We start from the raw sequence: 22,254 nt of genomic DNA, 5'->3' as shown, positions 1-22,254 counted from the left end.
AGGCCCCGAGTATAGGAGGCAGGCTCGGGAAGTTAAGTCGGCGAGGGTCGAATGCCGCTGTCCGAAAGCCCCGTGCTAGAGTGTTCGCCCGCTGAATCCGGAGTTGTCGATGTCCCTTCCCCTGCGTATCGGGGCCTGCCTGGCCCTAGTGCTGAGCCTGCCTCTCTCCGCCGCCGAAAACACCCCCATGCACGCCCAGTTCCTGCCGCCAGACGACCTCTCGCTGCGCCAGGAACAGCCCGATCAGCAGCAACTGATCCAGATCACCGAGTACTCGGTTGTGCTGGGTAGCCAGCGTCAGTCCAACCAGCAGCCGATCCCCATCACGTCGCCTGCCGTGCTGCGCCTAAAGGGGAAGCCGCTCAGCAAGGGCGCCGATGTGCGTCAGGTGGTGATCCAGTTCGACGTCGAGGGCAAGAGCCTGAAGAAACCCGGATACGACCCGCAAACCCGTATTCTCAGCCTGAATTACCCGATGGCGCAGTACGCGGCTGTGCTCGATCTGCTGCGCAACGGACCGGTGTACTGCCAGTTCCTCAGCTACCCCAACGGCCATGTCTGGGCCGACCTGCACAGCGGTGCAGTACGCCTGCGTTGAGCGCGCAGGCCCGCCGGGGGTAAACTGCCCGCCCCGTGATACCCGGCCCGAGAGATGTGAGCGATGCGTAAAGACAAGAAGCAGGTGATTGGCGAAGAAATCTCCGAAGACTCGATCAAGCTGTTCCTCGCGGTCGAGCCAGCCGACTCCACTCCGCCTTCGCTGCACAAACTGATCAAGGCATACCGTGGCCTGCGCATCGACGACTTCGAGCGTTTCGTCGGCTTTTTCGTCGAGGCCGGCTACGACCTCGACGCCAAGGATGAGAAGGGCAACGACTTCATCGCGCTGATCCAGGACCAGCGCCAGGCCGAGCCCTACATCGAAGTGATCAAGGCCGCTCGTGGCTAATCCCATGCGCAGACGAGAGAGCCCGCCATCGAGCGGGCTTTTTTGTGGGCGAGAAGTGCACAACGCACATAAAAAAACCGCCCCGAAGGGCGGTTTTTTCTTTCAGCGTACTGCCGAGGCTCAGGCGATGCTCTGGGTCGCGGTGTTGACGTTTGTCAGGCCAAGTGCCGCATCGGAACGGGCGCTGATCTCGCGGTACAGATCTGCGTCGCTTTCCAGGACCTTCTCGCGAGCCGGGAAGATTTCCTTCAGCTTGGCTGTCCACTGCTCGGAACGTGCCTGCTCGGCGAAGCAGCGCTCGATCAGGTTGAGCATGATGGAAACGGTCACCGAAGCGCCCGGGGAGGCGCCCAGCAGTGCCGCGATGCTGCCGTCTTCGGCCGAGACCAGCTCGGTACCGAATTGCAGGATGCCGCCTTTGCCTGCGTCCTTCTTGATGATCTGCACGCGCTGGCCGGCCACTTCCAGGCGCCAGTCGGCCGGGTTCAGGTCCGGATAGAACTTGCGCAGGGCATCCAGACGCTGCTCCTGGGATTGCATCACTTCCTTGACCAGGTAACGGGTCAGGTCGAAGTTGTCGCGAGCCACGGCCAGCATCGGGCCGAGGTTGCTCGGACGTACCGAGAGCGGCAGGTCCATGAAGGAGCCGTGCTTGAGGAACTTGGTGGTGAAGCCGGCGTAGGGTCCGAACAGCAGGGATTTCTTGCCGTCGACCACGCGGGTGTCCAGATGCGGCACGGACATCGGCGGGGCGCCGACTTCGGCCTGGCTGTAGACCTTGGCCTGGTGCTGCTTGACCACTTCGGGGTTATCGCAGCGCAGCCACTGGCCGCTGACCGGGAAGCCGCCGAAACCCTTGCCTTCGGGGATACCGGAGAGCTGCAGCAGCGGCAGTGCGCCGCCGCCGGCACCGAGGAACACGAAGCGCGCGGACACTTCACGATTGGCGCCGGTCTGGGTGTTCTTGATGCTGACTTTCCAGCCTTCGTCGGTGCGACTGAGGTTGGTGACCTTCTGGAAATAGCTGACGCGAGTGTCCTGCAGGCTGGAGAGGTACTGCAGCAGCTGATTGGTGACCGCGCCGAAATTGACGTCGGTGCCGTTCATGGCGCGGGTCGCGGCGATTTTCTCGGACGCATCGCGTCCCTTCATCATCAGCGGCGTCCATTTGGCCATGGTGGCGCGGTCTTCGGTGTACTCCATCTCGCTGAAGGCGTGGTGCTGGCGGAGCAGCTCGAAACGCTTCTTGAGGAAGGCCGTGTCCTTTTCTCCGCGCACGAACGAGAGGTGCGGGACGGCGTTGATGAAAGTCTTGGGCGAACCGAACGCGGTCTTGCCGCTCATGTAGGCCCAGAACTGCTTGGACACCTCGAACTGGGCGTTGATGTTGACGGCCTTCTTGATGTCGATGGAGCCATCGGCCGCCTGGGGCGTGTAGTTCAGCTCGCAGAGGCCTGCATGGCCGGTACCTGCGTTGTTCCAGGGATTGGAGCTCTCGATGGCTCCCGATTCCCGGAGTTCGGCGATCTCCAGCTTGATGCCGGGATCGAGCTCTTTAAGCAGTACCGCCAACGTAGCGCTCATGATGCCGGCCCCGACCAGCAACACGTCCACTGCTTCGTAATCGTTTTGCGCCATTTGCTCGCCACTCTCTTGTGAAGTAGTGAAAAACCGTCATCTCACGCTCTTTTGGAGACGTGAACCTCAAAAGGATCGGCTACCCCCAGGCAGGCCGCTTCCGTCTGCATACGTGTTGCTACGCATGCGTCCCTGCAAAAAAGCGTTTGCAATTCGGGCGGAAGGATGCGGCAAGCCAACAAGTGGCAGCGCGAAAAGTGGACGGCTCTCTGTGGGGCTGTGCGGATGCCCAAGCTGGCGCGAGGTGCGGTGTTGCGAGGCCCGATCAGGAGACGACCTTATAATCGGGGGGCGATTATAACGATGAAATGGACGGAATAGGGCGCTCGGTGTGACTTTTATTCATCCACCGGTCAGGCTGCCAACGCGTTGCGGCGCGAAGGCTGTCTGACGACCGGTGCGACGCGGGCGCTGGCGGGCAGGGGCTGGTCGAGCCAGGCGAGACTGGTTTCGCTCACTTCCACCCAGTTGCCGCTGGTCGGACGGTCGACTCCGTGGTGCAGGCCACGGCAGATCCCCGCGTTATCCACAAGGGCGAAACTGCGGTGTTGCGGGCGGCGGGCGAGCATGGACCAGAGAAGGAACATCCTGACTACTCCTGTGGGACTGACGCCTTTATGCCAGGGGGGCGTGACAGGGGAATGACAGGAACCGCACCCGAGGATGGCGGTCTGACATTGCATGGGGACTGGCGCTCTGTCAGTACCTCGGTCGGGTGGTTATACTGCCGGCCGTTTTGCCTTCACTCCTGGAGAGATAAAGCATGCTGAAACGCCCGTTGCTTGGCCTGCTGGCCGCCCTCAGCCTGACCCTGGTCGGCTGTGCCCTCAGTCCGCAACAACTCAGCCCGCAACCCAAGCTGACCGGCCCGTTGACTCCTGTAGGCCAGGGCCAGCCGGTGGTGGTGCGTGTTGCTGACGGTCGTCCTTCTCCGGTTCTCGGCACCCGTGGCGGTATCTATGCCGATACCAGTGCCATCAGCGTGCAGGGCCAGGACATCCTGCCGCGTCTGCAAGCCGAGGCCGAGGCCGCTGTGCGCTTGTTGGGCTTCACCCCGTCGCCGAACGCCTACAACGCTCCGCAACTGACCCTGACCCTGGCTGACCTGAAGTACCAGTCTCCCAAGGAGACCTACGTCACCGAGGCGAACATCAGTGCCAGTTTCCGCGTCGACGTGCAGAACAGCAGCCGCCGCTACAGCGGCAAGTACGGCGCCTCGCTGAACCAGCGCTTCGGTACCGCGCCGAACCAGCAGACCAACACCAAGTTGGTAACCGATGTGCTGAGCGATGCGATGACCCGAGCTTTCAAGGACCCGACCATCGGTCAGGTTCTGTCTCAGCAGTAAGCGGACCTTGTCCGAGAGAGCCCGGCCACGCGCCGGGCTTTTTCTTGCCTCCGGACTCGCGTGAGGTCTTCCGCGAGTCCGGCGGCATTCGTCGGAAGGAGCGAATGGGCGGGCGTCGGTTTCGGTAAACTCGCGTCTTCCGATAGACCCCCCGGATCAGGGTGGGCAGATATTTGTCTTGCAGGTTGAGTGCATGGTCGCACCGCCTGAAGCGGAGTTTGAGATGTCGCTGCAGGCGCTTTGGGCCATGTTCCTGGCCCACCCCGCACAGGTCGTCAATGGCCTGGCCGTGTTCTTTGCTTGTGCTGGTGCCTGGGTGCTGCTGGCTACCCGGCTGCGGGAACAGCGTTCCATTGCCCGCCTGGTTGCCGACAGCGAACTCGACGAAGCGGCCGATATGCAGGATGACGGTGCCCGGCGTCTGAACCGCTTCTTTTACGCCTTCGGCTATTTCAGCCTGGCGGTGGCCCTGGGGGTGTCCTGGGCCAGTACCCAACTCTGAGAACTTGCCCACGACCTGTTGCACGTTGGAATGAGTGCGTTGAATTTGGCTTCGGGCTGCTCATTTACTTCGCGCCCTCAGCCACCAGCTCGTGAACAGGTTCCGGTGCCTCTTGCTCAATAAAAAACGGCGACCCCAGGGTCGCCGTTTTGCATTCTGACTCCGCCTTACAGGGGCAGTCCTGCCTTGATCCGGTACTGATTGCGTACGGGGGTGGCGTATTGCTGGATCAGGTAAGGACGCTGCTCCTCCGGGCAAGCGTCAAGACGCTTCTGCCACTCGGCCTGGGCGCGAGCCAGTTCATCGCCTTTGAAGATATCGGCGGCAGTCGGTACGTGCAGATCGGGGGCGCGCTCGCCCCACATGGCGTAGGCCAGGTAATGCACAGGGAACAGGCGATAGCCACCGAGGATCTGCTTGTCGATTTCCTGGGCCAGTTGCTTGGCGTCCTCGCTGGAGCTGCCGATTTCGCTGCCGAAGGTGATGTGCACGCGGCCTTTGTAGCCGGTGATCCCGAGGGCAATGCTCGCATCGTCCTCACCAGGGGCCTTTGCGTAGCTGCCGGTGCTGGCGCGGACCTGCAGTTCGCGGGCCTTGGCCTGGTCGCACGGATCGTATTCGTAGCTGATGGAGACCGGGATCAGGTGCAGGTCACGAATGACGTCGGCGAACGCTTCGTCCTTGCGGCTCATGTGGAACATCTTGAGGATCGCCGAATCGGTGCGATCGTCTCCGTCCTTCGCGCGGCCTTCGGCCTGGGCGATCCAGATCGACTGACCATCCTTCTGGATCGAATGGTTGATGTACGCCGACAGCAACTGGAACGCCGCCAGCTTCTCGCGGCGCCCGGCGAGGTTGCGATGCACGATGAAGCTCTTGTTCAGGCGCATCAGGTCACTGACGAAGGGCTTCTGCAGCAGGTTGTCGCCAATGGCGATGCGTGGCGTCGGCAGCCCTGCGTGGTACACGGCGTAGTTGACGAAGGCCGGGTCCATCACGATGTCGCGGTGGTTGGCCAGGAACAGGTAGGCGGTACCCGGCTTCAGGCGCTCCACGCCGGAATAGGTCACGCCATCGGTAGCGCGCTCGATGGTGTTGTCCACATAGGGCTCAATGCGGTCTTGCAAGGCCGCCACCGAGTTGATGCTCGCGAACTCGCTGCGCAGCCGATGAGCTATAACAGGCTTGAGGAGCCAGCCCAGCGGGCCCGCCAGTTTCGGGAAACGATAGCGGGTGAGGGTGCCGAGGAAGGCGTCGTCGGCAAAGAGGCGCGCAAGCACCGCCGGGACCTCGGCATCGTCATAGGGTCGGATGGCTTCAAATTCGCCCATTGGTCACTCTTGTTCTGGAATCGGCTGGATAAAGGATGGAGGCCCCGTCATACGGGGCGTCAAATAGACCGGCGATTATACAGGCTAATCACAGCAATCCCGCAGAAGCCCCGCCAAATCAGCACCTCAGCAAGACCCCTCCACGAAATTGCCTACGAATTGACTACACCCTGTCCACGCATCGAAGCGAGGGCCAACGGGTTCAGCGACCGCGCCTTGTCCAGATACTCCGGTGCAAGGTGGGCATACAGCATCGTCGTCGTAATATCGGCATGCCCTAAGATATCTTTCAGCGTCCGCAGGTCACCGCCAGCCATCACGAAATGCGACGCGAAGGTATGGCGCAGCATGTGCGTCAATTGCCCAGGCGTCTCAAAGCCACAGCGCAGATAAGCCCGTTCATAAGCACCCCGAGCCGGACCAAACATCCGATCCGAGGGCAAAGCCAGCGCCAACGCTTCCCGCAGCAACTCAGGATCAACCGGCACGGTACGAAGCTTGCCGTTCTTGGTTGCCGAAAAAACGATCCGATCCCCCAGCACCTGAGAACGCCGCAGGTTTTGCGCCTCAGACCAGCGCGCACCCGTGGCCAAAGCAATGCGAGCAATCATCAGGACATAGGGATTGGTCGAATTGCGCAGCTCTCCTAGGAGCTGGTCTATCTGCTCAAAGGACAGGAACGCCAAGGGCTTCTGATCGACCTTGAACAGCTTAATCTGAGACAGCGGGTTAACCCCCTGATAGTGACCCTGCCGAATCAGCTCCGCGAACACCGACGAAACGTAGAGCTGTTCAATGTTCATCGTCGCCGGAATCACCTCCTTCATGCGCCGCGTCCGGTAATTCGACCAGAGCGACGAGGTGAATTCCGAGACGTAAGGATCACCCAACCGCGCCACCGTCAGACGCAGGGCAGCAAGGCGCCTAGGACCGCTTTTCAGCGTGCAGCCATAGACCCGATACCAGAGGTCAACCAAGCCAGAAAAACGCCCCGTAGCGGGCTCAGGGGACACCACGTAATCCCGTTCAAACCGTTGCGCGTGTGCCTTGCTACGGAAACCACCACGACGCACCCGCCGACTACCACGACCATCGACGTAGAAATCAACGGACCATGTTCCGTCAGGTTGTTTCTTCACCGTCATATCGCACGCCCCCACCGAACATGCCGTTCCTCCAGCAGGTCGCGGATATGCTCATAGAGAGCCTTTTCACCCTTTCCCTTGGCTGCGTAGTGGTCGCGAATCACCGGCCAGCATTCCCACTCTTTCAACCGTGCAAACGCCTTCTTTGCGCCGTGACGTTCCCGCGCCAAGAGGGACACGAAGTTACCAATGAAGAGTTCAACATTCTTGCCGCTGAACCCCGTAGCGGTCTTGTAGTGACGCTTGTAGCCGGTCTTATCGATCAGGGATTCGGCCTCCACCGACACCCGCACATCCTGACGAATCAACGACCAGAAAGGCTCCAGATAGCCCGGACGGTGAACCAAGCGAAACGCCTCCAGACCATAGCGCCACAGGCCATCCAGATGGCTCGCCAGCTCGACAAAGGTATGCGTATCGATCATTGCCCCAGTCGCAAAATCAGCGGAGCCGTCCGCAAACTGCTGGACAATCGAATGGTGGTAGCGCAGCTCAACCCGCCAAACCGGCAAGGTCGCGTCGTAGTTGTAGGAATCCTCAACGTCGAAGGGGTTATCCGAACGACGCCAGACCGCTTGCCAGTAGTCCAGTTTGTCGGTGGATTTAGCCTGATCGGTTTTGTTGTAGATGCAGAGCTGAACCCCGTCCGGCGAACCAAACAGGAATGTTTCCCCACGACCGTAGACCGAGGCATTGGACGCCCAATGAATTTGATCAATGCCAGTAACAGTGCGTTGAGCACGGGCCCGGCAATGCAGCCGAGCGACGAGATCAGCAGGCGGATTCCAACCTTGCACGTCCAAGGCCAAATGCACCGCGCATTGATTTGGGGAAACATGCGTCATTACCGCCGAGGCGAAGCGATCCAGGTATTCCTGCAAACGCTCCGGGGAAAAGAAATCGATAGCGTGCGGGCTCACTTCGATCTTGAGGTGCGGCCCAATGCTGTCGGCCTTTTTGCTGAAGGCCTTGATCAGCAGAATGAAGCCGAGGTCGGCATTCTGGAGCTTGAATTGATAACCCGAATCACGCCCAACCCGACCGGCGTGCCACTTGTGCCCGGCAAACTCAACCATGCCCGGCTCTTCGAACAGAGCCAGCACCTCAGGGCGAATCAGCCCGTGATAAAGCTGGCGAACGGTATCCACCGCACAGCGCAGCAACCGAACCGACGACAAATCAAAAATCGCAGCCGAACCCGGATCAACAAAGACGCGGGAAAACTGCTCTACACGGTTCATATCAACAGCAGCCTTGCTAGCCATCGGCAGTCCTTTTTTTAGAGATTGTTCGACTTTGTGTCGGTTTCTGGTTGGTTTATCTGACGTGTTACAGGGGCGTCAGTGGGGCGCGCCTTCGCTAGGCCGGCCCCGTCACCGGCTGCGCCGATTCCCGGGCCGGCCACGCTCAGCGCGGGCAACACGAGAGGGCGAACAGGATCACGCAGGGAAACGCCATCAGAGGCCCCATGAATGCGCGCGGTGAGCAGGACGACCAGATTGGTAGCCTTGGCGCGACTCGTCGTAGAACGGAAAATAGGACCGATTACGGGCACGTCCGAAAGGAACGGAATGGACGACACGGACTTATCCACCTGCTCAGAGCGCAATCCCCCGAGCAGCACGCCCTCCCCACTGCGAAGCTGAACCTTGGTGGTGATCCGGCGCGTGTTGGTGATGATGTCTGCCGCCGTTCGATCATCCGAAACGCTGGAGGCGGTTTGGCTCACCTCCAGCTCTATGGCATCGGCTGGCGTGATGAACGGGGTGACCTCCAGCGTCACGCCCACATCCTGACGAACAATGGTTTGGAACGGATCTGAAGCCGGCGTGGCGCCGCTGGTGGTTTGGCCGGTGATGAAGGGGACATTCTGGCCGACGACGATGGAGGCGGATTCCCGGTTGAGCGTGAGCAGCTGGGGCGTGGAGAGAATGCGGTTATTACCCGTGGTCTTCACCGCCTTAAGGAACGCCGAAAGAGTAGGGCCGGAGAACGTCAGGCTAAAGCCAAGATCGGATTTGTCCGACTCGCGCAACGACACCCCCGCGATATCGGTGCGATCCGAATCCAAGCCGACATTAAGCCCCAGGGCTTCGAAATCATCGTCGGCCAGCTCCGCCACCACCGCTGTGATGATCACCTGCCGACGAGGCCGGTCAATTTCCGCGACCACTTGCCTAATCACATCCAATTGGGAGCGGGTGCCGGTGACGATCAACGCATTAGACGTAGGGGAGGGGCTAACCATGGTTTGCACCGCCGCCCCTTCCTTGCCCTCAGAGCGCGACGACAGCACATCCCTTACCGCCGCATGGGCAAAGTCGGATTGCAGGTGCTGAAGCTGGAACACCTCAGTTACAAGGTCGGGGGACTCTTCGACCGCCTGAGCGCTAATCCGCAACGCCCCCGGCGTGGACGAAAAGTGAAAACCGGAGGACACCACCGCATTCTCTAGGAGTTGCTCCAACTCTTTCGGGCCGCTGTAGGTGGCGAAGATCGAAATCGGTGCAGAGCGAATGTCCGCCCCGACCACCACTGATTTATTGAGCTGAACAGCGGACCACTCCACGAAGTCTTGCAAAGTCGCGTCGTATAGTTCTACCCGCTCCGTCGCCTCAGACTCAGGAGCAAATACCAGAACGACAATCGCAAAAAAAACCGCAAGGAATGCAGCCTGCAATAATTCTACTAAATCCCTAAAAGACATAATTCCAACTCCTAGCGGAAAACCGAAATGTAATCGGCATCCCGCACTAACAAGGCTTCACGGGGGCCACGATCTTTTACGGAGACACCCTTAACGCTGAGGTCATCCATAGTGATTCGATTGCCGTCACCGTCTCTAAATACGTAAACAGTGTTCCCAGCGAGACGGCCATAAGTAGCAATGCGCAGTGTCCCGAAATCATCAGCCAGCTTTTGGGCTGGCTCAGCCGCTTTCGGCGCACTAACAACAGGAAGAGACTGGCCATTCGATCGATCAGAAATAGCGATAGCACTGAAGATAGGAACGCAAAGAAAGAGTGCACAGACACCTCCTAGAAAGAACGCATTCACAATGCGAGTTCGCCGGAAAAAGACTTTGGTAGTGCGCATATAGAAACCTATATTGCGAACGGCTTTCGGCAGGACGCGCCGCCAATAACCGGGAGGAAGGAGCGAATAGGAACCTTTGTCGTAATCCTTGTTGTATTCCTGCGTCGTGTCGTAATAGGAGTAAAAGTCTTCGCCCCGGTAATACCAGTCATCCACCTTGGGCGAGTTAAACTTCGCGCCGTACTTCACAATGGCCTGATGGAGTTTCGGCAGGCGCCCTTTCCAGCGTCCGAGGGAGAGAATTTGCAGCGGGAGACGGAACATGAAGGGCAATTTCAACCGGTCCCAGCGGTTTATATAAATCACATGCTCGGCAATGGATTCGCGGACTTGTTTGTCAATCACATTGACGTTTTGCACGCAGAGCCACAAATCCCAACGGCGTTTGCGCAGGAACAGGAAAAAATTAAGGAGGTCTTTGCGACCCCCTTGGTTCCAGTCCCGCGAGTTCAGCCAAACCCCACCCTCATCGAGGAAAATGCCACCGAACATTTCTTCGTTATAAGTTTCGAAACCCATGCCCAGACCGGTCAAATCATCCGCCGAGGGCAGATCAGGCAAGCGCACCACGCGGGAATACTTGTTGCCCGGCTTGCAGAGCTTATCCATGAAGACATCGACATTCACCGCAACTCGACGACGAGCCTTCAGATACTTCAATATCTGCATAATGAGCAAAAGGGTTTTGCCCGCCCCAAGCTTCCCTGTGACGATATAAACGGCCATGTTTAATTACTCAGGTATGGATCAGCTTTTCCGAGAGTCGAGTTACCCACATGAAAATCAACGACTTGAGGCGGGCTAACACTAGAAGTGTGATGCAGAACGAGAGGTTATCCGGGATAAACATGCGCCCCACTTCCAACATCCAAGGCGCGCTTTCCTCAATCACCATCTCCGCAATGATGCCTATGGCCGAAGACAGTCCCTCAATGGCCAACCCAATCGCCACCACAATCAAGGCGAGCAGGCCGATCTTCTTAAAGGCGGTCGCGACAAACTGGACCACTGTCGGCAGTGCGCTACCGACAAACCCCGCCAGAAACAGACCGGCCCTACGAAACAGCGTGGGGAAAAAGGCTCTGAGGAAGCCCAAGATAATCGGCATATCAGAAGCCCCCCTTCGACGCTTTCACATCTTCTTGCCGCAAGGCGCTATAGAGAATCTTCCAGAGGCCGACGACAGTGACCACCCAAATAACCCACTCCAACAGCGGCTTCATGCGGGTTAACTCGCACACAGGCAGATCGAGGCGAACCGTGTACGGCTTGTTATTGATGGGATTCTGAACGGTGAACTCTATTCGGTAATCCGCGCAGCCCATGGAGGTCGGCAACACACTATCAATCACGCCATTCAGGCCGACCTTTTCACCATTAATACCGAACCACCCGCCCACAGTGTTCGGCAGGCCATCTAGGAACGCTTCAGCTTCAGAGTCGCGCTCTGCCTGTATCTCTTCGGCCTTGCCCTCGAGCGCCTCACCAAGGCCATCTCCAGCCTGTTCACCGGCCTGACCTGCCCCCGACTCATCGCCCAAATCGCCCTCAGAGAACTCACCGCCGAACAGCCCCTCATTCAGCTCTTCGAACTTGCCGCGAATGTCGCTGAGTAGGGAGTTGGTCTTGTCAATCTTGGGCCCCAACTTTTCGCCCAGATCATTAACAGCCTGATTAGTGGCGCCAGAACCAGAACCCTGAACACTGGTGCCCGTACCACCCGACGGGCGTGGATCGTTGGTATCGTCGCCGTCAGCGTTACCACCGTTTACCGGGTGATCCGAAGACGTTTGAGCAATCTGTTTTGTCGGGTCTTTGGGGTCGAAACAGACCTGCTGACCATTGGCATAGCCGCAGTTGCGATTAGGCTTTTCCTTGTCGAAACATTGAAAGGTGCCGTTGAACGTTCCGCAGTTCTTTTCTTCGGAAAAGCAGCCTTCTTTTCCGTTGATAGTGCCGCAGCCTGTTTCCTCATCTTTGATACAGACGGTGTTACCGCCGTTAGTCACGCAACCTTCATCAGGAAGGGGCGGATTATTCTGAGGTACAGGCGCACAGGTCGCAGACGTGCACTCTTCTGCCCCGGCAGAAGCCACATTACCCGTCCCGCTAAAGCGAGGAGTGCAGATACTTGTAGCTGAATTGCAATTAAGCGAACCATTGGGCGTCGTTACATAAGAGCATCCATCGGTATATTTGACCTCAGACGGACAAGCCCAATACTTAGTCGCTACCTGATAACTACACTCCACTGCCGCATAAATCTCTTTATTAGCAGAGGCAGAGCAATTAATTGGCGCATCGCAAGCACCAGTAGTCGGGTTATACGTGCCACCAGCCGGGCAGGAATCACCGTATCGAGTGACGTAACCGATCTGGCTGGTACCGGAGCCACCATCGGAATTGCGGGTGTAAGTAACCACGCAATACTTCAAGTCGGCCGTTCCGCCCTGCACGTACGAGCTGACATAGGTATTGCCAGCAGTTGGCGCCCACAGCTTCCCACCGGCAGCACAGGCAGCCGCCGCCGAAGGCTGCTGGCCCCCGCCGCTCTGGGAGACCCAGTAATAATCCACCGCCAACGCAAATTGCCCCCACGCCATAAGCGTGAGGGCAATGAGGGTGCGGATAGCCGCGCGCATCTATCCGCGACCCCGTTAGGCGCCAGCGGCCGAGAAGATACGGCCAGCCAGTTTGAACAGAGCGACACCACCACGAATGACGCCGAAGAGCACGGCACCCGCAGCCATGATCACACCGAAGGCAGTCGCCAGATCGGTGAACACGTCGAGCATTTCCGGAGGAACGGTGATAGCCGCATTGGCCATCATGGGAACAGCAGAAGCCGCAGCAACTACGGCAACGATGGCGGTTTTCGCGCCCAGTGCTTTACCGACACTGGTAACGCTCTGACCATCTTCTTTGCCCATCAGGGCAGACAGCTTTTCTTTGAGCATGATTGCTCTCCTTCAGACAGAGGCGTCGATTACTTCTTTCCAGCTCAGCCGGAATTGTCCCCAGGCGACGCCGACACCCAGAGTGCCCATGAAGCAGCCAGCGATAACGAGATACGAAGTCCAGGTGAACCCCATGGCCGTTACCTCTGGTGCCCGTGGATAAGGCCGAGGGCGAGCAGTTGGCACGCCCCCGAGATCAGTTGAAGCGCCCACAGGTCACCGAGAGTGATCTGCGACAGCGCCTGTTCGATGACACCCATTGCGAGCGCTCCGTCATTCGTTGAATTCAGTCGCACAACCCTGACCGCGTGCCGGGGCGTGCCATGGAAAAGCGCGGCTGACAGGTTCGGAACTGCCGTAAGCGGAACCGGCCAGACGGCGGACGATCCGGGGAGACTGCCAGCGCAAGCGCGGACACCCCGGCGCGCGGACCGGTTGTTAAACAGGGCGCGAGGGAGGCCCCCACGCGGCCTGTGACGGCTTGTCCCGCGGAAAGGCAGCGGAGCCGTCGGGAAGGCCGCGGGGGCCTTTTCGCTGCCTTGGCTTCGGGCCGCTTCGCGGGTTCCGGCGCGGGGAGCGCAGCGTTCCACAGCCAAAACCGTGCAGGCGCCTAATCGGCCGTTGGCCGAGGTCGAGGCCAAACCTTGGCATTGGCGGGGGACGGCACGCCCCGGCACGCGGTGAGCCACGAAGCAGCCCATCACTTAGGCCTGAACCCCGGCCTTGGCCGGAACAACACCGATGATGTGCGGCTGCGACTTGCCACCCGCCGCATCCTTGAGAACCGCCAGGAACTTGATGGGGGTCATCGGCTTGTAGCCCTGCGGCATTTGCGGGATCAGGGCATCGTCAGCCGGGATCTTCTTCACCCGCAGACCGGAACAGCCATCGGCGCGTTCTTGATCCGTGGTTTCTTCAGCCACCATGACGTTCACGAAGCTACGGCCTTCGATCGACTGACGACGCACACCAATTACGATTGCAGTGAATTCAAATTGCATTGCTAGACCCTCCTAGGGTTATTAAGTCCCGAGCTACCCGATTAGTTCGGACTCTGGGGTTTTACAGATAACTACCGATTCGGCCTCAGCCAGCGAGTCGCTAATACGCGCAATGCTCTCCCGCATTCCCACCGTATCCGCATCAATTCCACGCATATAAAGCTTGATTTGCGAGACTTCATCTCTGAGAAGATGAATGTGTTTAAGGGTGCGCTCTAGCTTTACATCTAGTTCGTAATTACTGACCGGCTTCCCCATCCACCTGAAAACTAAGCGGACAGCCACTAGCAAGCCAAACAGAGAGAACAATGCCACTGAGAGATAGAATGTCCAATCCACGATCTGCCGCCTCCTTTTGCAGTGCGAGATATTCAGAAGTCTTAACCTGGGTTAAAAACTTCTTCGGGGGATCACCAGCGTCCTGCTTTTTAGGGGGAATGCTTGTGATACTCATATAGACCTGCCAAATTTTCTCTATCAGCAAAAAAGTTAGGTAGCAGCACAGACTGAACAACACCGCGAAGAACAACAAAAGGAGCAAAAACAGAATCGAACCTAAAAAGAACTGAAGAAATCCTTCAGAGTCCAACAAAGCGAGTCCCTGATTCATCCTTGATTACCCTCCAATTCTTTTCGCGAACCTGAGCCAGTTGAGGAGCTTCTACCCGATAAAGCTGGCGATCGGATTCACGCAGACGCGCCAAGAACTTCTCATTCCACCACTTCACCAGCGCATCAACATCGGAAACAAAGAAAGCCCGGCGTCCATGCTCATTACGGTGAACGGCCACGTAGCCCAAGTGATACAAGTGGTCGAAATAGAAGTTTCGAAAGTCACCATGAAAGGGAACCGGGCGACCCGAAAGCAAATGAAGGACCTGAGCGCGACGAGAAATAAGACTCATGGTTCAATCCCACTTAAAGCCCAGGCCACGAACTATCAGGATTATGGTCAGGACGGGCACGAAAAGGATGTAGCCAGAGACAGCGGCGACCGCCCAAACAACCGAATCAATCCCATTCCAAAGATCACCAACAACCGCAATCGAGGAAGTAAAGAAATTGATCAGGGCAAAAATGAAGAAAAGAACCTTAACGACATCTTTTAGATACTGAAGACGCTGACGCGATCCCTGTGCCATTTCTAAATCCTCAGCAGTAGTCGCCCGAAAGAAACTCGGTCTTGCCGGCTTCAAGGTCTTTAATGATCTGGTGAACATTCACCAGCGAGTGACGGCCAACCTTCACGGTAGGAAGGGCACCGAGATTGCACATGCCGAGAACGACAGACTTTCCCTCGCCTATCAGGCCGGTGATTTGCCCGAACTCTTCGCGGGTACAGAAAGGTGGAAGACTCACGTAGATGTTTGACATCAAAAGGCCACTCCCTTGGAAACGTGAACGCCTGCCATAGCTGCTAACCTCACAAAGTCTCATAATGTCTAACGGCGTGATAGTTACTATCGCTCCGTAATAGTTACGAATATAGTGAGCTTGACGTACCCCGTAAAGGTTACGAGGTAAAAAATAAATCTATGAGCAACGACCAAGAAGAAAGGTTTTATCTATTGTTAGATATGACCAGCCTTGACCGACTGGCGAAGGAGAGCGAGACCAAGCACTCCCGCTGGGACAACATCAAACGACGAAAAATAAGGATGGGCGCCTATGAAGCAGGCTTCTTGATGTCCCTATACCCGCAATACTCGCTATGGATAGGAACCGGAGCAGTCAGCCCAGAGATAGGGCAAACCAGCCCAGCCTATGACGAAGCGAACCTAAAATTGCCAGAACCAAAAACGGGCAGCAGATAACGGAAGCAGTGGCCCAACGCTGGTTTTCAAGGAAGGCTTAAGGGAGAAAAAATGCAGGAATGGATACTGATAACGACGTTTTTTATGACGCCGGCACCAGGGCAATACACTGACATAAGCCCCATGATGCTAGGCGGATTCACTAGCAAAGCAGCTTGCGAAGCAGCGGCCGAGAAAATACTACGACAGCTAATGGGCATGGGTGAGTCAGCAAGATCAATACAGAGTCCAGGACCGAACTACACAGGCGAGGGAAATCCCAACGGCGCCACTACATGCACAATGATTATCAAGTGACCACAACGCCCATAATGCATAAGAGATAGTGAGCGATCACGCAGAGGACAAAACGCCAACCCCCTGATTTTTCAGATGTTGTGAGAGCTTGTTAAAGAGCAGCGACGATACAGGCAAGTCACACGGGAGGCGGGATGCTGGAGACAGAGGACTACCAATGCCCCTATTGCGGCGAGCCGGCTGAAGCCGTGCTCGATCTCTCGGGTGGCGAACAGCAGTACATCGAGGACTGTCCAGTGTGCTGCCGGCCCATCCTCTTCCTGCTCTGGACCGATGGCCAGGACTGGACACTGGAGGTTCGCCGGGAGGACGACTGATGCGACGAATCTATGAGCCCAGGGACCTGATCGAAGCCGAACTGCTGCTGGGCATGCTCGCCAGCGAGGGCGTGGAGGCCCATCTGGCCGGTGGACATCTGTTGGGCGGAATCGGCGAGTTGCCTATGTTCGGCTTGCTCGGCCTGCTGGTCGAGGACGAGGACGCCGAACGCGCCAGCAGGCTGATCGCCGCGTACAATGCCGCGCAACCCCTGCCGGGTGAAGAGCCCGACAGTTACCCCGGGACTCTGCTCTGCTGATTTCCCGCACACGAACTGGCTGCCTCATGTCTGGACGTTTCGCACTGTTCCGCTGGTCGCCCACTCAGGCCGCCCTTCCGGGTTTCCCCGCCGACCACCAACCACACTGGAACCTGGCTCCCGGCAGCCGGGTGCTGATGCTGCGCGAGGTGGACGGCCAGTTGCGTGCCGACATGGCCCGCTGGGGCCTGACGCCGTCCTGGCTCACCGATCTGTCCAAGACCCCGTCGCACGCCCGTGTCGAAACCCTGGCCGACCAGCCGATGTTCCGTGAGCCTTTCCGCTCGCGGCGCTGCCTGATCCTGGCCAATGGGTTCTATGAGTGGCGTGGCGTGCGCAAGCGGCCCTACTGGCTCAGCGCCGAAGGCGGGAGCATGTACCTCGCCGCTCTCTGGGAAGCCTACCCGGTTGGCGATGTGGAATACCTCAGCCTGGCGATGGTCACCCAGCCTGTTGCCGGCCTGCGCCGCCCGCTGGTGCTGGATGAGGAGGGCCAGCGCCTCTGGCTGGCCGCCGATTCGACGCCGATTCAGTTGCAGGAACTGCTGGCCCGGCCCGGCCCGCAGCTGCGCGAGCGCGCCCTGGCGACACTGGTGAACAATCCCAAGCTAGATGGACCGGAGTGCCTGACACCGGCCTGATGTGTCGCACCCACCCTCGCAGTTACGCAGGTTCGTGCGTGCGGCGTTCCGCCAGAGCGAAGCGAAACCCAAGGAATCTCCGTCGGGCTGCGCGTTGGGCGTCGCATAGCTCAGACACAACCTACAAGAGCAGTTCGCAAGCCGAATGAAAAAGCCCCTCGTGATGAGGGGCTTTTTCTTACACCTTGAACTGATTGATCAGCCGTCGTTGCTGCTCGGCCAACTTGGTCAGCTCGGCGCTGGCCTGGGAGGCTTCGTCGGCGCCGCCGGCGACCTCGTTGGCCACCTGGCCGATGTTGATCACGTTGCGGTTTATATCCTCGGCCACCGCGCTCTGTTCCTCCGCGGCGCTGGCGATCTGGGTGTTCATGTCGTTGATCACCGATACCGCCTGGGTGATGGACTCCAGCGCATGGGCCGCTTCGTTGGCGTGCTGCACGCTGGTGTCGGTCTTCTCCTGGCTGTCCTGCATCACCTTCACCACTTCGCGGGTGCCGTGCTGCAGTTGCTGGATCATCGTCTGGATTTCTTCAGTGGCCTGCTGGGTCTTCTGCGCCAGGTTGCGTACCTCATCGGCGACCACCGCGAAACCACGCCCCTGCTCGCCGGCGCGTGCCGCCTCGATGGCCGCGTTCAATGCCAGGAGGTTGGTCTGCTCGGCGATACCGCGAATGGCGACCAGGATGGCATTGATGTTCTCGCTGTCCTTGGCCAGGTTCTGCACCACGCCCACGGCGCGGCCGATCTCGGTGGCCAGGGCGGAGATGGCTTCGGCGGTGCTGTGGACGATGCGCTTACCGTGGTTTGCCGCCTGGTCGGCGTGGCTGGCGGCTTCCGCCGCATGGGTGGCATTACGGGCCACGTCCTGGGCAGTGGCGGTCATTTCATGGACTGCGGTGGCCACCAGCTCGATTTCCGCTAGCTGCTTCTGTACGCCCTGGTTGGTGCGGATGGCGATATCGGCAGTGTGCTCGGAAGAGTCGCTGACCTTCTGCACTGAGGTCACTACCTGGCTGATCATCGACTGCAGTTTGCCGAGGAAGGTGTTGAAGCCCCCAGCGATGGCGCCCATCTCGTCGGCGCGGTTGTTGTGCAGGCGTTGGGTCAGGTCGCCGTCCCCCTTGGCGATGTCATCCAGCATGCCGACCATCTGGCGCAGCGGACGGGCGATACCGTAGCCGACGAACCAGATCACCAGCAGACCAAGACCAGCGATGAGCAGGCCCACCAGGGTCATGCCGAAGATATCGGCTTCGCGCTGGGAGGCGAGGTCGCTCTGCAGCTGAGACAGCTCCTTCATCACTGCCTGTACCGGCAACTGAATCAGCAGCACCCAGCGGGCGTCGGTGTCGCCGATGCCGAAGGGAACCATCAGCTCGATGCGCTGGCTGGCCTGGTCAATGCGGTAAGCCGGCTGGTCGCCGGACAGGCCGCGCAGGCTGTCCAGGGTGGTGGAGTCCAGCGCCTTGGCAGCGTCTTCGCCCAGCTTCGAGCTGTCGCGGGAATAGGCCACCAGGCGGTTGTTGCTGGCAAGCAGCGCCATGTCACCGGCGCCCTCGTAGAGCTGCTGGTCTGCTTTACTCAGCAGGTCCTGGATGAAGTTCAGGGAGAAGTCGGCACCGGCGATGCCCTTGAACTCGCCCTTGATCATGATCGGCGCGGTGAACGACGAGAGGATCACGATCTTGCCGCCCACATCATAAGGTGCGGGGTCGATGGCGCAGGGCTTCTTGCGCTCTTTCGAGCAAAGGTAGTACTCGCCCTCACGTACACCGGTGGGGAGCATCTTCTCGCTTTCCATGAAGCCGATGGCGTCCTGGCCAACGCTGCCGTCGGCATTGCGGAACCACCAGGGCAGGAAGCGGCCTGTGCCGTCGTAGCCATTCCCCTTCGGGCCGGCATAGTTGGCGTCGGCACCGTCGATGCCATTGGGCTCCCAGCCGATGTAGCTGCCATTGAGCTTGGGGTTGCGCTCGGTGGTCTGGCGAACCAGGTTGTTCAGCTGCTCACGACTGATGCTCAGCTTGGGATTGCCGGCGTCGTCGGTTTCACCGAGCAGGCTGTTGAGGTTAGCCATGTTCTTGGCAATTCCCAGGGGCAGCTCCAGTTCCCGCTGGATCTGGCTCACCTGGGAGCCAGCGAGCGCAATCAGGCGATCATTGATCACCTGTTCGAGCAATGCCTGGGTGCGTTGCTGGACCAGTTCCTGGGTTTTCGCACCGGAAAACAGGGCGTAGAGCACCAGGGCGGCAACCACCGCCAGCACGCTGGCTCCTGCCAAGGCTGCGATGGAGAACTGAATGGACCTGAACTTCATGTGGACTCCGGAAATGGGATTTCACCGTGATTCCTTATATCGGCCGGACTGTGAAATTTCCTAAGTCGTGCATGCAGTTAAAAACGTCGCCAGCTTGTCTACATGCGACGTGGTTGCCCGGGTTTCTGGCCAGCCTTAGCATTACCGACCTCGCAAAGAGATGGAGAGCCACCATGGCCAAGCTGTTTTACCTGTCCGGGCTGACCGCGGCCCTGCTCCTGGCAGGATGCCAGGCCGTCAATACCACCAGCGGCGGAGCAGTCGGCGTCGAACGCAAGCAGTACATGTTCAGCATGTTGTCGAGTTCTGAGCTGAATCAGATGTACGCCCAGTCCTACCAGCAGACCGTGACCGAGGCGCAGCAGAAGGGCGTGCTGGACAAGAACAGCACCGACGCCCGTCGTGTCGATGCGATTGCCAAGCGGCTGATCGCCCAAACTTCCGCGTTCCGTCCGGATGCCGCGCAATGGGCCTGGGAAGCCAATGTGATCGACAGTGACGAGCTCAACGCCAACTGCGGTCCGGGCGGCAAGATCATCGTCTACAGCGGCCTGATCGATAAGCTCAAACTCACCGACGACGAACTGGCAGCGGTGATGGGGCATGAGATCGCCCACGCCCTGCGCGAACACAGCCGCGAAGCCATGTCCAAGGCCTATGGCGTGCAGATGGCCAACCAGATCGGTTCGGTCCTGGGTGTCGGTCAGGCTGGTCTGGGGATGGCCAACGCGGGTGTGGAATACCTGATGACCCTGCCCAACAGCCGCTCCAATGAGAACGAAGCCGACCTCATCGGCCTGGAGCTCGCCGCCCGTGCCGGCTACAACCCGAACGCCGCCATCAGCCTCTGGCAGAAGATGGAGCAGGCCGGCGGTGGAGCTCCACCGGAGTTCATGAGTACACACCCGTCGTCAGGCTCGCGCATGTCGTCGTTGCAGGCAGCCATTCCAAAGGTGATGCCACTGTACGAGCAAGCGAAGGGACAGCGCTAGGAACATCCGGGTTGTCGGTGATCCCGGCTGGCATCCCGGCAACCCGCGTTCTAGACTGCTCGCCGCCACCTCGAAGCGTCGGGGTGGCGAATCTCCAGCGGATGAGGAGTCGCAGTGAAAATCGCCGTACTGGGAGCAACTGGCCTGCTCGGCCATCACGCGGCACGAGCGGTAAAGGTCGCCGGGCACCGCCTGGTGCTGATACACCGGCCGACGTCACGGATCGAACGCCTGGCATACCTGGAGCCCGAGTGCCGGGCGGCTGAACTGCTGGACCATGCCGGTCTCACCCGCGCGCTCAGCGACATCGACGGCGTGATCTTCTGTGCCGCCGGCTACCCGAAGCGGCCGCGCCGCTGGCAAGAGGAAGTCGCCAGCGCCCTCGACCAGACCAACCATTTCTATGCCGCATGTCTCGCCGCGCATGTCCCGCGCATCCTCTACACCGGCGCCGCCATCGCCCTGCCGCGACATCCCGAAGGACTGCCCGGCCACGAAGGGCTGTTCTATGAGGGGATGCCGCGCTGGAAGAACCCATATCTGCTGAGCAAGTGGGCACTCGATGAACAGGCCCGCGAACAGGCCCGCAGCGGACTGCCTGTAATCATCGGGATTCCCGGCATGTGCCTGGGCGAGTTCGACGCAGGTCCTAGTACCGGGCGCCTCGTCACCGCGATGGCGCAGGGCTGGATGACTCATTACGTACCCGGCCGGCGCAACCTGCTGGATGCAGCCGACGCCGGGCGGGGCCTGCTGTTGGCGCTGGAGAAGGGAAGGGCGGGCGAGCGCTACCTGCTGACCGGGCAGAACATCGAGCTGGCCGAGCTGACCGAGCGAATTGCCAGGCTGCTCGGTGTTCAGCCGCCGCAACCCATGCCGCTGGCAATGGCCAAGGGCATCGCGGTGCTCGGACGTTTGCGTTACCGGTTATCCGGCGAGCTGCCGAAACTGGATGACACCGCGATCGCGGTGATGGCTGGCGGGCAGTTCCTCGATGGCAGCAAGGCGCGCCATGAACTGGGCTTCGTCGCCGAGACGCCGCTGGACGTCACCCTGGAACGCACCATTGGCTGGTTCCGGGCCAACGGCTATCTCTGATTAAGGCAGGGCTTTCTCGGCCAGAGGCTGGGTGGCGAGACCGAGTTGGGCGCGGAAGCTTTCCATGTCGAACATGGTGCAGATTTCCTGCACTTCACCCACGCTGTTCAGGGTCCAGAAGGCCATGGCCGAAATGCTGAGGATCTTGTCGCTGGGCGGGTAGCCCAGGGCGGGTTTCTGGATGCTGCCGATCAGGGTGCACCAGGTCACCACCTTGTTGCCTTCGGCGATGCATTCCTCCACCACCACTTCCAGATCAGGCATGGCCTCGCGGATGTTCGCCACCATCTGGGCGTAGGCGGCGCTGTTCAAGGCGCGGCCGATGAAGGAGCTCTTGTAGAGGAAGTCCTTGCTCTGCAGCTGCTCGGCCAGGGCCAGGCGACCCTTGTTCCACGACAGCTCGATGTGCTGGCGAACCAGCCGCTTCATATCGTCCAGTGACACGATGCGCTCCCCTGCGCCTTGATCCAGCGCGTAACAATACCGATACACGTGGCGATTCCATTGGCCGAAGCGCCGTGGTGCGGGGTAAGCGGAGCGAAGCCCGAAGG

General features: G+C 59.3%; 27 protein-coding genes and 1 pseudogene. 10 read left to right on the top strand and 18 right to left on the bottom strand.

Features of this window, described 5'->3' with window-relative positions:
• The first annotated feature begins 109 nt into the window (after window positions 1–109).
• Window positions 110–598: a hypothetical protein gene (locus SA496_RS21430; protein ID WP_120654625.1), complete on the top strand. Its 489-nt coding sequence runs from the start codon at window positions 110–112 to the stop codon at window positions 596–598.
• A 63-nt stretch (window positions 599–661) separates the two neighbouring features.
• Window positions 662–949 (top strand): PA4642 family protein, encoded by a 288-nt coding sequence (locus SA496_RS21425; RefSeq protein ID WP_120654626.1) that lies wholly within the window; start codon window positions 662–664, stop codon window positions 947–949.
• A 120-nt stretch (window positions 950–1,069) separates the two neighbouring features.
• On the opposite strand, the gene mqo is transcribed toward SA496_RS21425, so the two are convergent.
• Together mqo and SA496_RS21415 are read right to left on the bottom strand one after the other, a co-directional pair.
• Window positions 1,070–2,587, bottom strand: coding sequence for a malate dehydrogenase (quinone) (gene mqo, locus SA496_RS21420; protein WP_153918510.1), 1,518 nt, complete (start codon window positions 2,585–2,587; stop codon window positions 1,070–1,072).
• A gap of 353 nt (window positions 2,588–2,940) precedes the next feature.
• Window positions 2,941–3,174 carry a hypothetical protein gene (locus SA496_RS21415; protein WP_330114434.1) on the bottom strand — a complete coding sequence of 78 codons (234 nt, stop codon included), beginning with the start codon at window positions 3,172–3,174 and terminating at the stop codon, window positions 2,941–2,943.
• 176 nt (window positions 3,175–3,350) lie between these two features.
• Here SA496_RS21415 and SA496_RS21410 point away from each other — a divergent pair, with 176 nt between their 5' ends.
• Both SA496_RS21410 and SA496_RS21405 read left to right on the top strand, forming a co-directional pair.
• The gene (locus SA496_RS21410; protein WP_120654629.1) at window positions 3,351–3,935 is read left to right on the top strand and encodes a YajG family lipoprotein; all 585 of its coding nucleotides are present in this window, start codon (window positions 3,351–3,353) and stop codon (window positions 3,933–3,935) included.
• 223 nt (window positions 3,936–4,158) lie between these two features.
• A complete protein-coding gene (locus SA496_RS21405) occupies window positions 4,159–4,437 on the top strand; it encodes a hypothetical protein (RefSeq protein ID WP_120654630.1) in 279 nt (92 codons plus the stop codon).
• 167 nt (window positions 4,438–4,604) lie between these two features.
• On the opposite strand, the gene SA496_RS21400 is transcribed toward SA496_RS21405, so the two are convergent.
• From SA496_RS21400 to SA496_RS21340, 13 genes are all read right to left on the bottom strand, one after another.
• Complete coding sequence (locus SA496_RS21400; protein WP_120654631.1) at window positions 4,605–5,768, bottom strand: 1-acyl-sn-glycerol-3-phosphate acyltransferase; 1,164 nt, start codon at window positions 5,766–5,768, stop codon at window positions 4,605–4,607.
• A 152-nt stretch (window positions 5,769–5,920) separates the two neighbouring features.
• Complete coding sequence (locus tag SA496_RS21395) at window positions 5,921–6,913, bottom strand: phage integrase (RefSeq protein ID WP_330114433.1); 993 nt, start codon at window positions 6,911–6,913, stop codon at window positions 5,921–5,923.
• A complete protein-coding gene (locus SA496_RS21390) occupies window positions 6,910–8,178 on the bottom strand; it encodes a hypothetical protein (RefSeq protein ID WP_330114432.1) in 1,269 nt (422 codons plus the stop codon). The genes SA496_RS21395 and SA496_RS21390 overlap by 4 nt, the downstream gene beginning before the upstream one ends.
• A 14-nt stretch (window positions 8,179–8,192) precedes the next feature.
• Window positions 8,193–9,620 carry a type II secretion system protein GspD gene (locus SA496_RS21385; RefSeq protein ID WP_330114431.1) on the bottom strand — a complete coding sequence of 476 codons (1,428 nt, stop codon included), beginning with the start codon at window positions 9,618–9,620 and terminating at the stop codon, window positions 8,193–8,195.
• A gap of 11 nt (window positions 9,621–9,631) precedes the next feature.
• Entirely contained in the window at window positions 9,632–10,735 is a 1,104-nt protein-coding gene (locus SA496_RS21380) for a zonular occludens toxin domain-containing protein (RefSeq protein WP_330114430.1), read from the bottom strand.
• A gap of 10 nt (window positions 10,736–10,745) precedes the next feature.
• Window positions 10,746–11,117, bottom strand: coding sequence for a hypothetical protein (locus SA496_RS21375; protein ID WP_330114429.1), 372 nt, complete (start codon window positions 11,115–11,117; stop codon window positions 10,746–10,748).
• A 1-nt stretch (window position 11,118) separates the two neighbouring features.
• Window positions 11,119–12,651 carry a hypothetical protein gene (locus tag SA496_RS21370; RefSeq protein ID WP_330114428.1) on the bottom strand — a complete coding sequence of 511 codons (1,533 nt, stop codon included), beginning with the start codon at window positions 12,649–12,651 and terminating at the stop codon, window positions 11,119–11,121.
• A gap of 15 nt (window positions 12,652–12,666) precedes the next feature.
• Complete coding sequence (locus SA496_RS21365; protein ID WP_330114427.1) at window positions 12,667–12,966, bottom strand: hypothetical protein; 300 nt, start codon at window positions 12,964–12,966, stop codon at window positions 12,667–12,669.
• A 704-nt stretch (window positions 12,967–13,670) separates the two neighbouring features.
• Entirely contained in the window at window positions 13,671–13,967 is a 297-nt protein-coding gene (locus SA496_RS21360) for a hypothetical protein (protein WP_330114426.1), read from the bottom strand.
• A gap of 238 nt (window positions 13,968–14,205) precedes the next feature.
• The gene (locus tag SA496_RS21355) at window positions 14,206–14,577 is read right to left on the bottom strand and encodes a hypothetical protein (protein ID WP_330114425.1); all 372 of its coding nucleotides are present in this window, start codon (window positions 14,575–14,577) and stop codon (window positions 14,206–14,208) included.
• Window positions 14,546–14,872 carry a hypothetical protein gene (locus tag SA496_RS21350; protein ID WP_330114424.1) on the bottom strand — a complete coding sequence of 109 codons (327 nt, stop codon included), beginning with the start codon at window positions 14,870–14,872 and terminating at the stop codon, window positions 14,546–14,548. The genes SA496_RS21355 and SA496_RS21350 overlap by 32 nt, the downstream gene beginning before the upstream one ends.
• A gap of 3 nt (window positions 14,873–14,875) precedes the next feature.
• A complete protein-coding gene (locus SA496_RS21345; RefSeq protein ID WP_330114423.1) occupies window positions 14,876–15,109 on the bottom strand; it encodes a hypothetical protein in 234 nt (77 codons plus the stop codon).
• 10 nt (window positions 15,110–15,119) lie between these two features.
• Window positions 15,120–15,341: a DNA-binding protein gene (locus tag SA496_RS21340; RefSeq protein WP_330114422.1), complete on the bottom strand. Its 222-nt coding sequence runs from the start codon at window positions 15,339–15,341 to the stop codon at window positions 15,120–15,122.
• Between the two features lie 161 nt (window positions 15,342–15,502).
• On the opposite strand from SA496_RS21340, the gene SA496_RS21335 reads away from it, so the two are divergent.
• The 4 genes from SA496_RS21335 (at window position 15,503) to SA496_RS21320 (ending at window position 17,296) form a co-directional block, all read left to right on the top strand.
• A complete protein-coding gene (locus tag SA496_RS21335) occupies window positions 15,503–15,781 on the top strand; it encodes a hypothetical protein (RefSeq protein WP_330114421.1) in 279 nt (92 codons plus the stop codon).
• Window positions 15,782–16,212: 431 nt separating this feature from the next.
• Window positions 16,213–16,395 carry a CPXCG motif-containing cysteine-rich protein gene (locus SA496_RS21330; RefSeq protein ID WP_120654632.1) on the top strand — a complete coding sequence of 61 codons (183 nt, stop codon included), beginning with the start codon at window positions 16,213–16,215 and terminating at the stop codon, window positions 16,393–16,395.
• The gene (locus tag SA496_RS21325; protein ID WP_120654633.1) at window positions 16,395–16,655 is read left to right on the top strand and encodes a putative signal transducing protein; all 261 of its coding nucleotides are present in this window, start codon (window positions 16,395–16,397) and stop codon (window positions 16,653–16,655) included. The genes SA496_RS21330 and SA496_RS21325 overlap by 1 nt, the downstream gene beginning before the upstream one ends.
• A gap of 26 nt (window positions 16,656–16,681) precedes the next feature.
• Window positions 16,682–17,296 (top strand): SOS response-associated peptidase, encoded by a 615-nt coding sequence (locus SA496_RS21320; protein ID WP_120654634.1) that lies wholly within the window; start codon window positions 16,682–16,684, stop codon window positions 17,294–17,296.
• Between the two features lie 178 nt (window positions 17,297–17,474).
• Here the strand turns inward: SA496_RS21320 and SA496_RS29335 are convergent, their stop codons facing one another.
• Together SA496_RS29335 and SA496_RS29330 are read right to left on the bottom strand one after the other, a co-directional pair.
• Window positions 17,475–18,317, bottom strand: a complete 843-nt coding sequence (locus tag SA496_RS29335) for a methyl-accepting chemotaxis protein (RefSeq protein WP_371924431.1) — start codon at window positions 18,315–18,317, stop codon at window positions 17,475–17,477.
• A 15-nt stretch (window positions 18,318–18,332) separates the two neighbouring features.
• A pseudogene (locus tag SA496_RS29330) lies at window positions 18,333–18,533 on the bottom strand (HAMP domain-containing protein); the annotation flags it as partial.
• Between the two features lie 1,253 nt (window positions 18,534–19,786).
• Here SA496_RS29330 and SA496_RS21310 point away from each other — a divergent pair.
• A complete protein-coding gene (locus SA496_RS21310; RefSeq protein ID WP_153918512.1) occupies window positions 19,787–20,605 on the top strand; it encodes a M48 family metallopeptidase in 819 nt (272 codons plus the stop codon).
• Between the two features lie 114 nt (window positions 20,606–20,719).
• Window positions 20,720–21,703, top strand: a complete 984-nt coding sequence (locus SA496_RS21305; RefSeq protein ID WP_280358273.1) for an NAD-dependent epimerase/dehydratase family protein — start codon at window positions 20,720–20,722, stop codon at window positions 21,701–21,703.
• Here the strand turns inward: SA496_RS21305 and SA496_RS21300 are convergent, their stop codons facing one another.
• Window positions 21,704–22,147 (bottom strand): ketosteroid isomerase-related protein, encoded by a 444-nt coding sequence (locus tag SA496_RS21300; protein WP_120655355.1) that lies wholly within the window; start codon window positions 22,145–22,147, stop codon window positions 21,704–21,706.
• Window positions 22,148–22,254: the final 107 nt, after the last annotated feature.

It is taken from the genome of Pseudomonas sp. JS3066 (assembly GCF_036328175.1).
Taxonomy (GTDB): Bacteria; Pseudomonadota; Gammaproteobacteria; order Pseudomonadales; family Pseudomonadaceae; genus Metapseudomonas.
Note: the sequence above shows the minus strand (reverse complement) of the source record. Positions and strands in the feature narration are given on the sequence as shown.

What these genes read in the sequence shown, in the direction of transcription:
- SA496_RS21430 (WP_120654625.1), top strand. Translation starts at nt 110, where the DNA reads ATGTCCCTTCCCCTGCGTATCGGGGCCTGCCTGGCCCTAGTGCTGAGC.
- SA496_RS21425 (WP_120654626.1), top strand. Translation starts at nt 662, where the DNA reads ATGCGTAAAGACAAGAAGCAGGTGATTGGCGAAGAAATCTCCGAAGAC.
- mqo (WP_153918510.1), bottom strand. Translation starts at nt 2,587, where the DNA reads ATGGCGCAAAACGATTACGAAGCAGTGGACGTGTTGCTGGTCGGGGCC.
- SA496_RS21415 (WP_330114434.1), bottom strand. Translation starts at nt 3,174, where the DNA reads ATGTTCCTTCTCTGGTCCATGCTCGCCCGCCGCCCGCAACACCGCAGT.
- SA496_RS21410 (WP_120654629.1), top strand. Translation starts at nt 3,351, where the DNA reads ATGCTGAAACGCCCGTTGCTTGGCCTGCTGGCCGCCCTCAGCCTGACC.
- SA496_RS21405 (WP_120654630.1), top strand. Translation starts at nt 4,159, where the DNA reads ATGTCGCTGCAGGCGCTTTGGGCCATGTTCCTGGCCCACCCCGCACAG.
- SA496_RS21400 (WP_120654631.1), bottom strand. Translation starts at nt 5,768, where the DNA reads ATGGGCGAATTTGAAGCCATCCGACCCTATGACGATGCCGAGGTCCCG.
- SA496_RS21395 (WP_330114433.1), bottom strand. Translation starts at nt 6,913, where the DNA reads ATGACGGTGAAGAAACAACCTGACGGAACATGGTCCGTTGATTTCTAC.
- SA496_RS21390 (WP_330114432.1), bottom strand. Translation starts at nt 8,178, where the DNA reads ATGGCTAGCAAGGCTGCTGTTGATATGAACCGTGTAGAGCAGTTTTCC.
- SA496_RS21385 (WP_330114431.1), bottom strand. Translation starts at nt 9,620, where the DNA reads ATGTCTTTTAGGGATTTAGTAGAATTATTGCAGGCTGCATTCCTTGCG.
- SA496_RS21380 (WP_330114430.1), bottom strand. Translation starts at nt 10,735, where the DNA reads ATGGCCGTTTATATCGTCACAGGGAAGCTTGGGGCGGGCAAAACCCTT.
- SA496_RS21375 (WP_330114429.1), bottom strand. Translation starts at nt 11,117, where the DNA reads ATGCCGATTATCTTGGGCTTCCTCAGAGCCTTTTTCCCCACGCTGTTT.
- SA496_RS21370 (WP_330114428.1), bottom strand. Translation starts at nt 12,651, where the DNA reads ATGCGCGCGGCTATCCGCACCCTCATTGCCCTCACGCTTATGGCGTGG.
- SA496_RS21365 (WP_330114427.1), bottom strand. Translation starts at nt 12,966, where the DNA reads ATGCTCAAAGAAAAGCTGTCTGCCCTGATGGGCAAAGAAGATGGTCAG.
- SA496_RS21360 (WP_330114426.1), bottom strand. Translation starts at nt 13,967, where the DNA reads ATGCAATTTGAATTCACTGCAATCGTAATTGGTGTGCGTCGTCAGTCG.
- SA496_RS21355 (WP_330114425.1), bottom strand. Translation starts at nt 14,577, where the DNA reads ATGAATCAGGGACTCGCTTTGTTGGACTCTGAAGGATTTCTTCAGTTC.
- SA496_RS21350 (WP_330114424.1), bottom strand. Translation starts at nt 14,872, where the DNA reads ATGAGTCTTATTTCTCGTCGCGCTCAGGTCCTTCATTTGCTTTCGGGT.
- SA496_RS21345 (WP_330114423.1), bottom strand. Translation starts at nt 15,109, where the DNA reads ATGGCACAGGGATCGCGTCAGCGTCTTCAGTATCTAAAAGATGTCGTT.
- SA496_RS21340 (WP_330114422.1), bottom strand. Translation starts at nt 15,341, where the DNA reads ATGTCAAACATCTACGTGAGTCTTCCACCTTTCTGTACCCGCGAAGAG.
- SA496_RS21335 (WP_330114421.1), top strand. Translation starts at nt 15,503, where the DNA reads ATGAGCAACGACCAAGAAGAAAGGTTTTATCTATTGTTAGATATGACC.
- SA496_RS21330 (WP_120654632.1), top strand. Translation starts at nt 16,213, where the DNA reads ATGCTGGAGACAGAGGACTACCAATGCCCCTATTGCGGCGAGCCGGCT.
- SA496_RS21325 (WP_120654633.1), top strand. Translation starts at nt 16,395, where the DNA reads ATGCGACGAATCTATGAGCCCAGGGACCTGATCGAAGCCGAACTGCTG.
- SA496_RS21320 (WP_120654634.1), top strand. Translation starts at nt 16,682, where the DNA reads ATGTCTGGACGTTTCGCACTGTTCCGCTGGTCGCCCACTCAGGCCGCC.
- SA496_RS29335 (WP_371924431.1), bottom strand. Translation starts at nt 18,317, where the DNA reads ATGATCAGCCAGGTAGTGACCTCAGTGCAGAAGGTCAGCGACTCTTCC.
- SA496_RS21310 (WP_153918512.1), top strand. Translation starts at nt 19,787, where the DNA reads ATGGCCAAGCTGTTTTACCTGTCCGGGCTGACCGCGGCCCTGCTCCTG.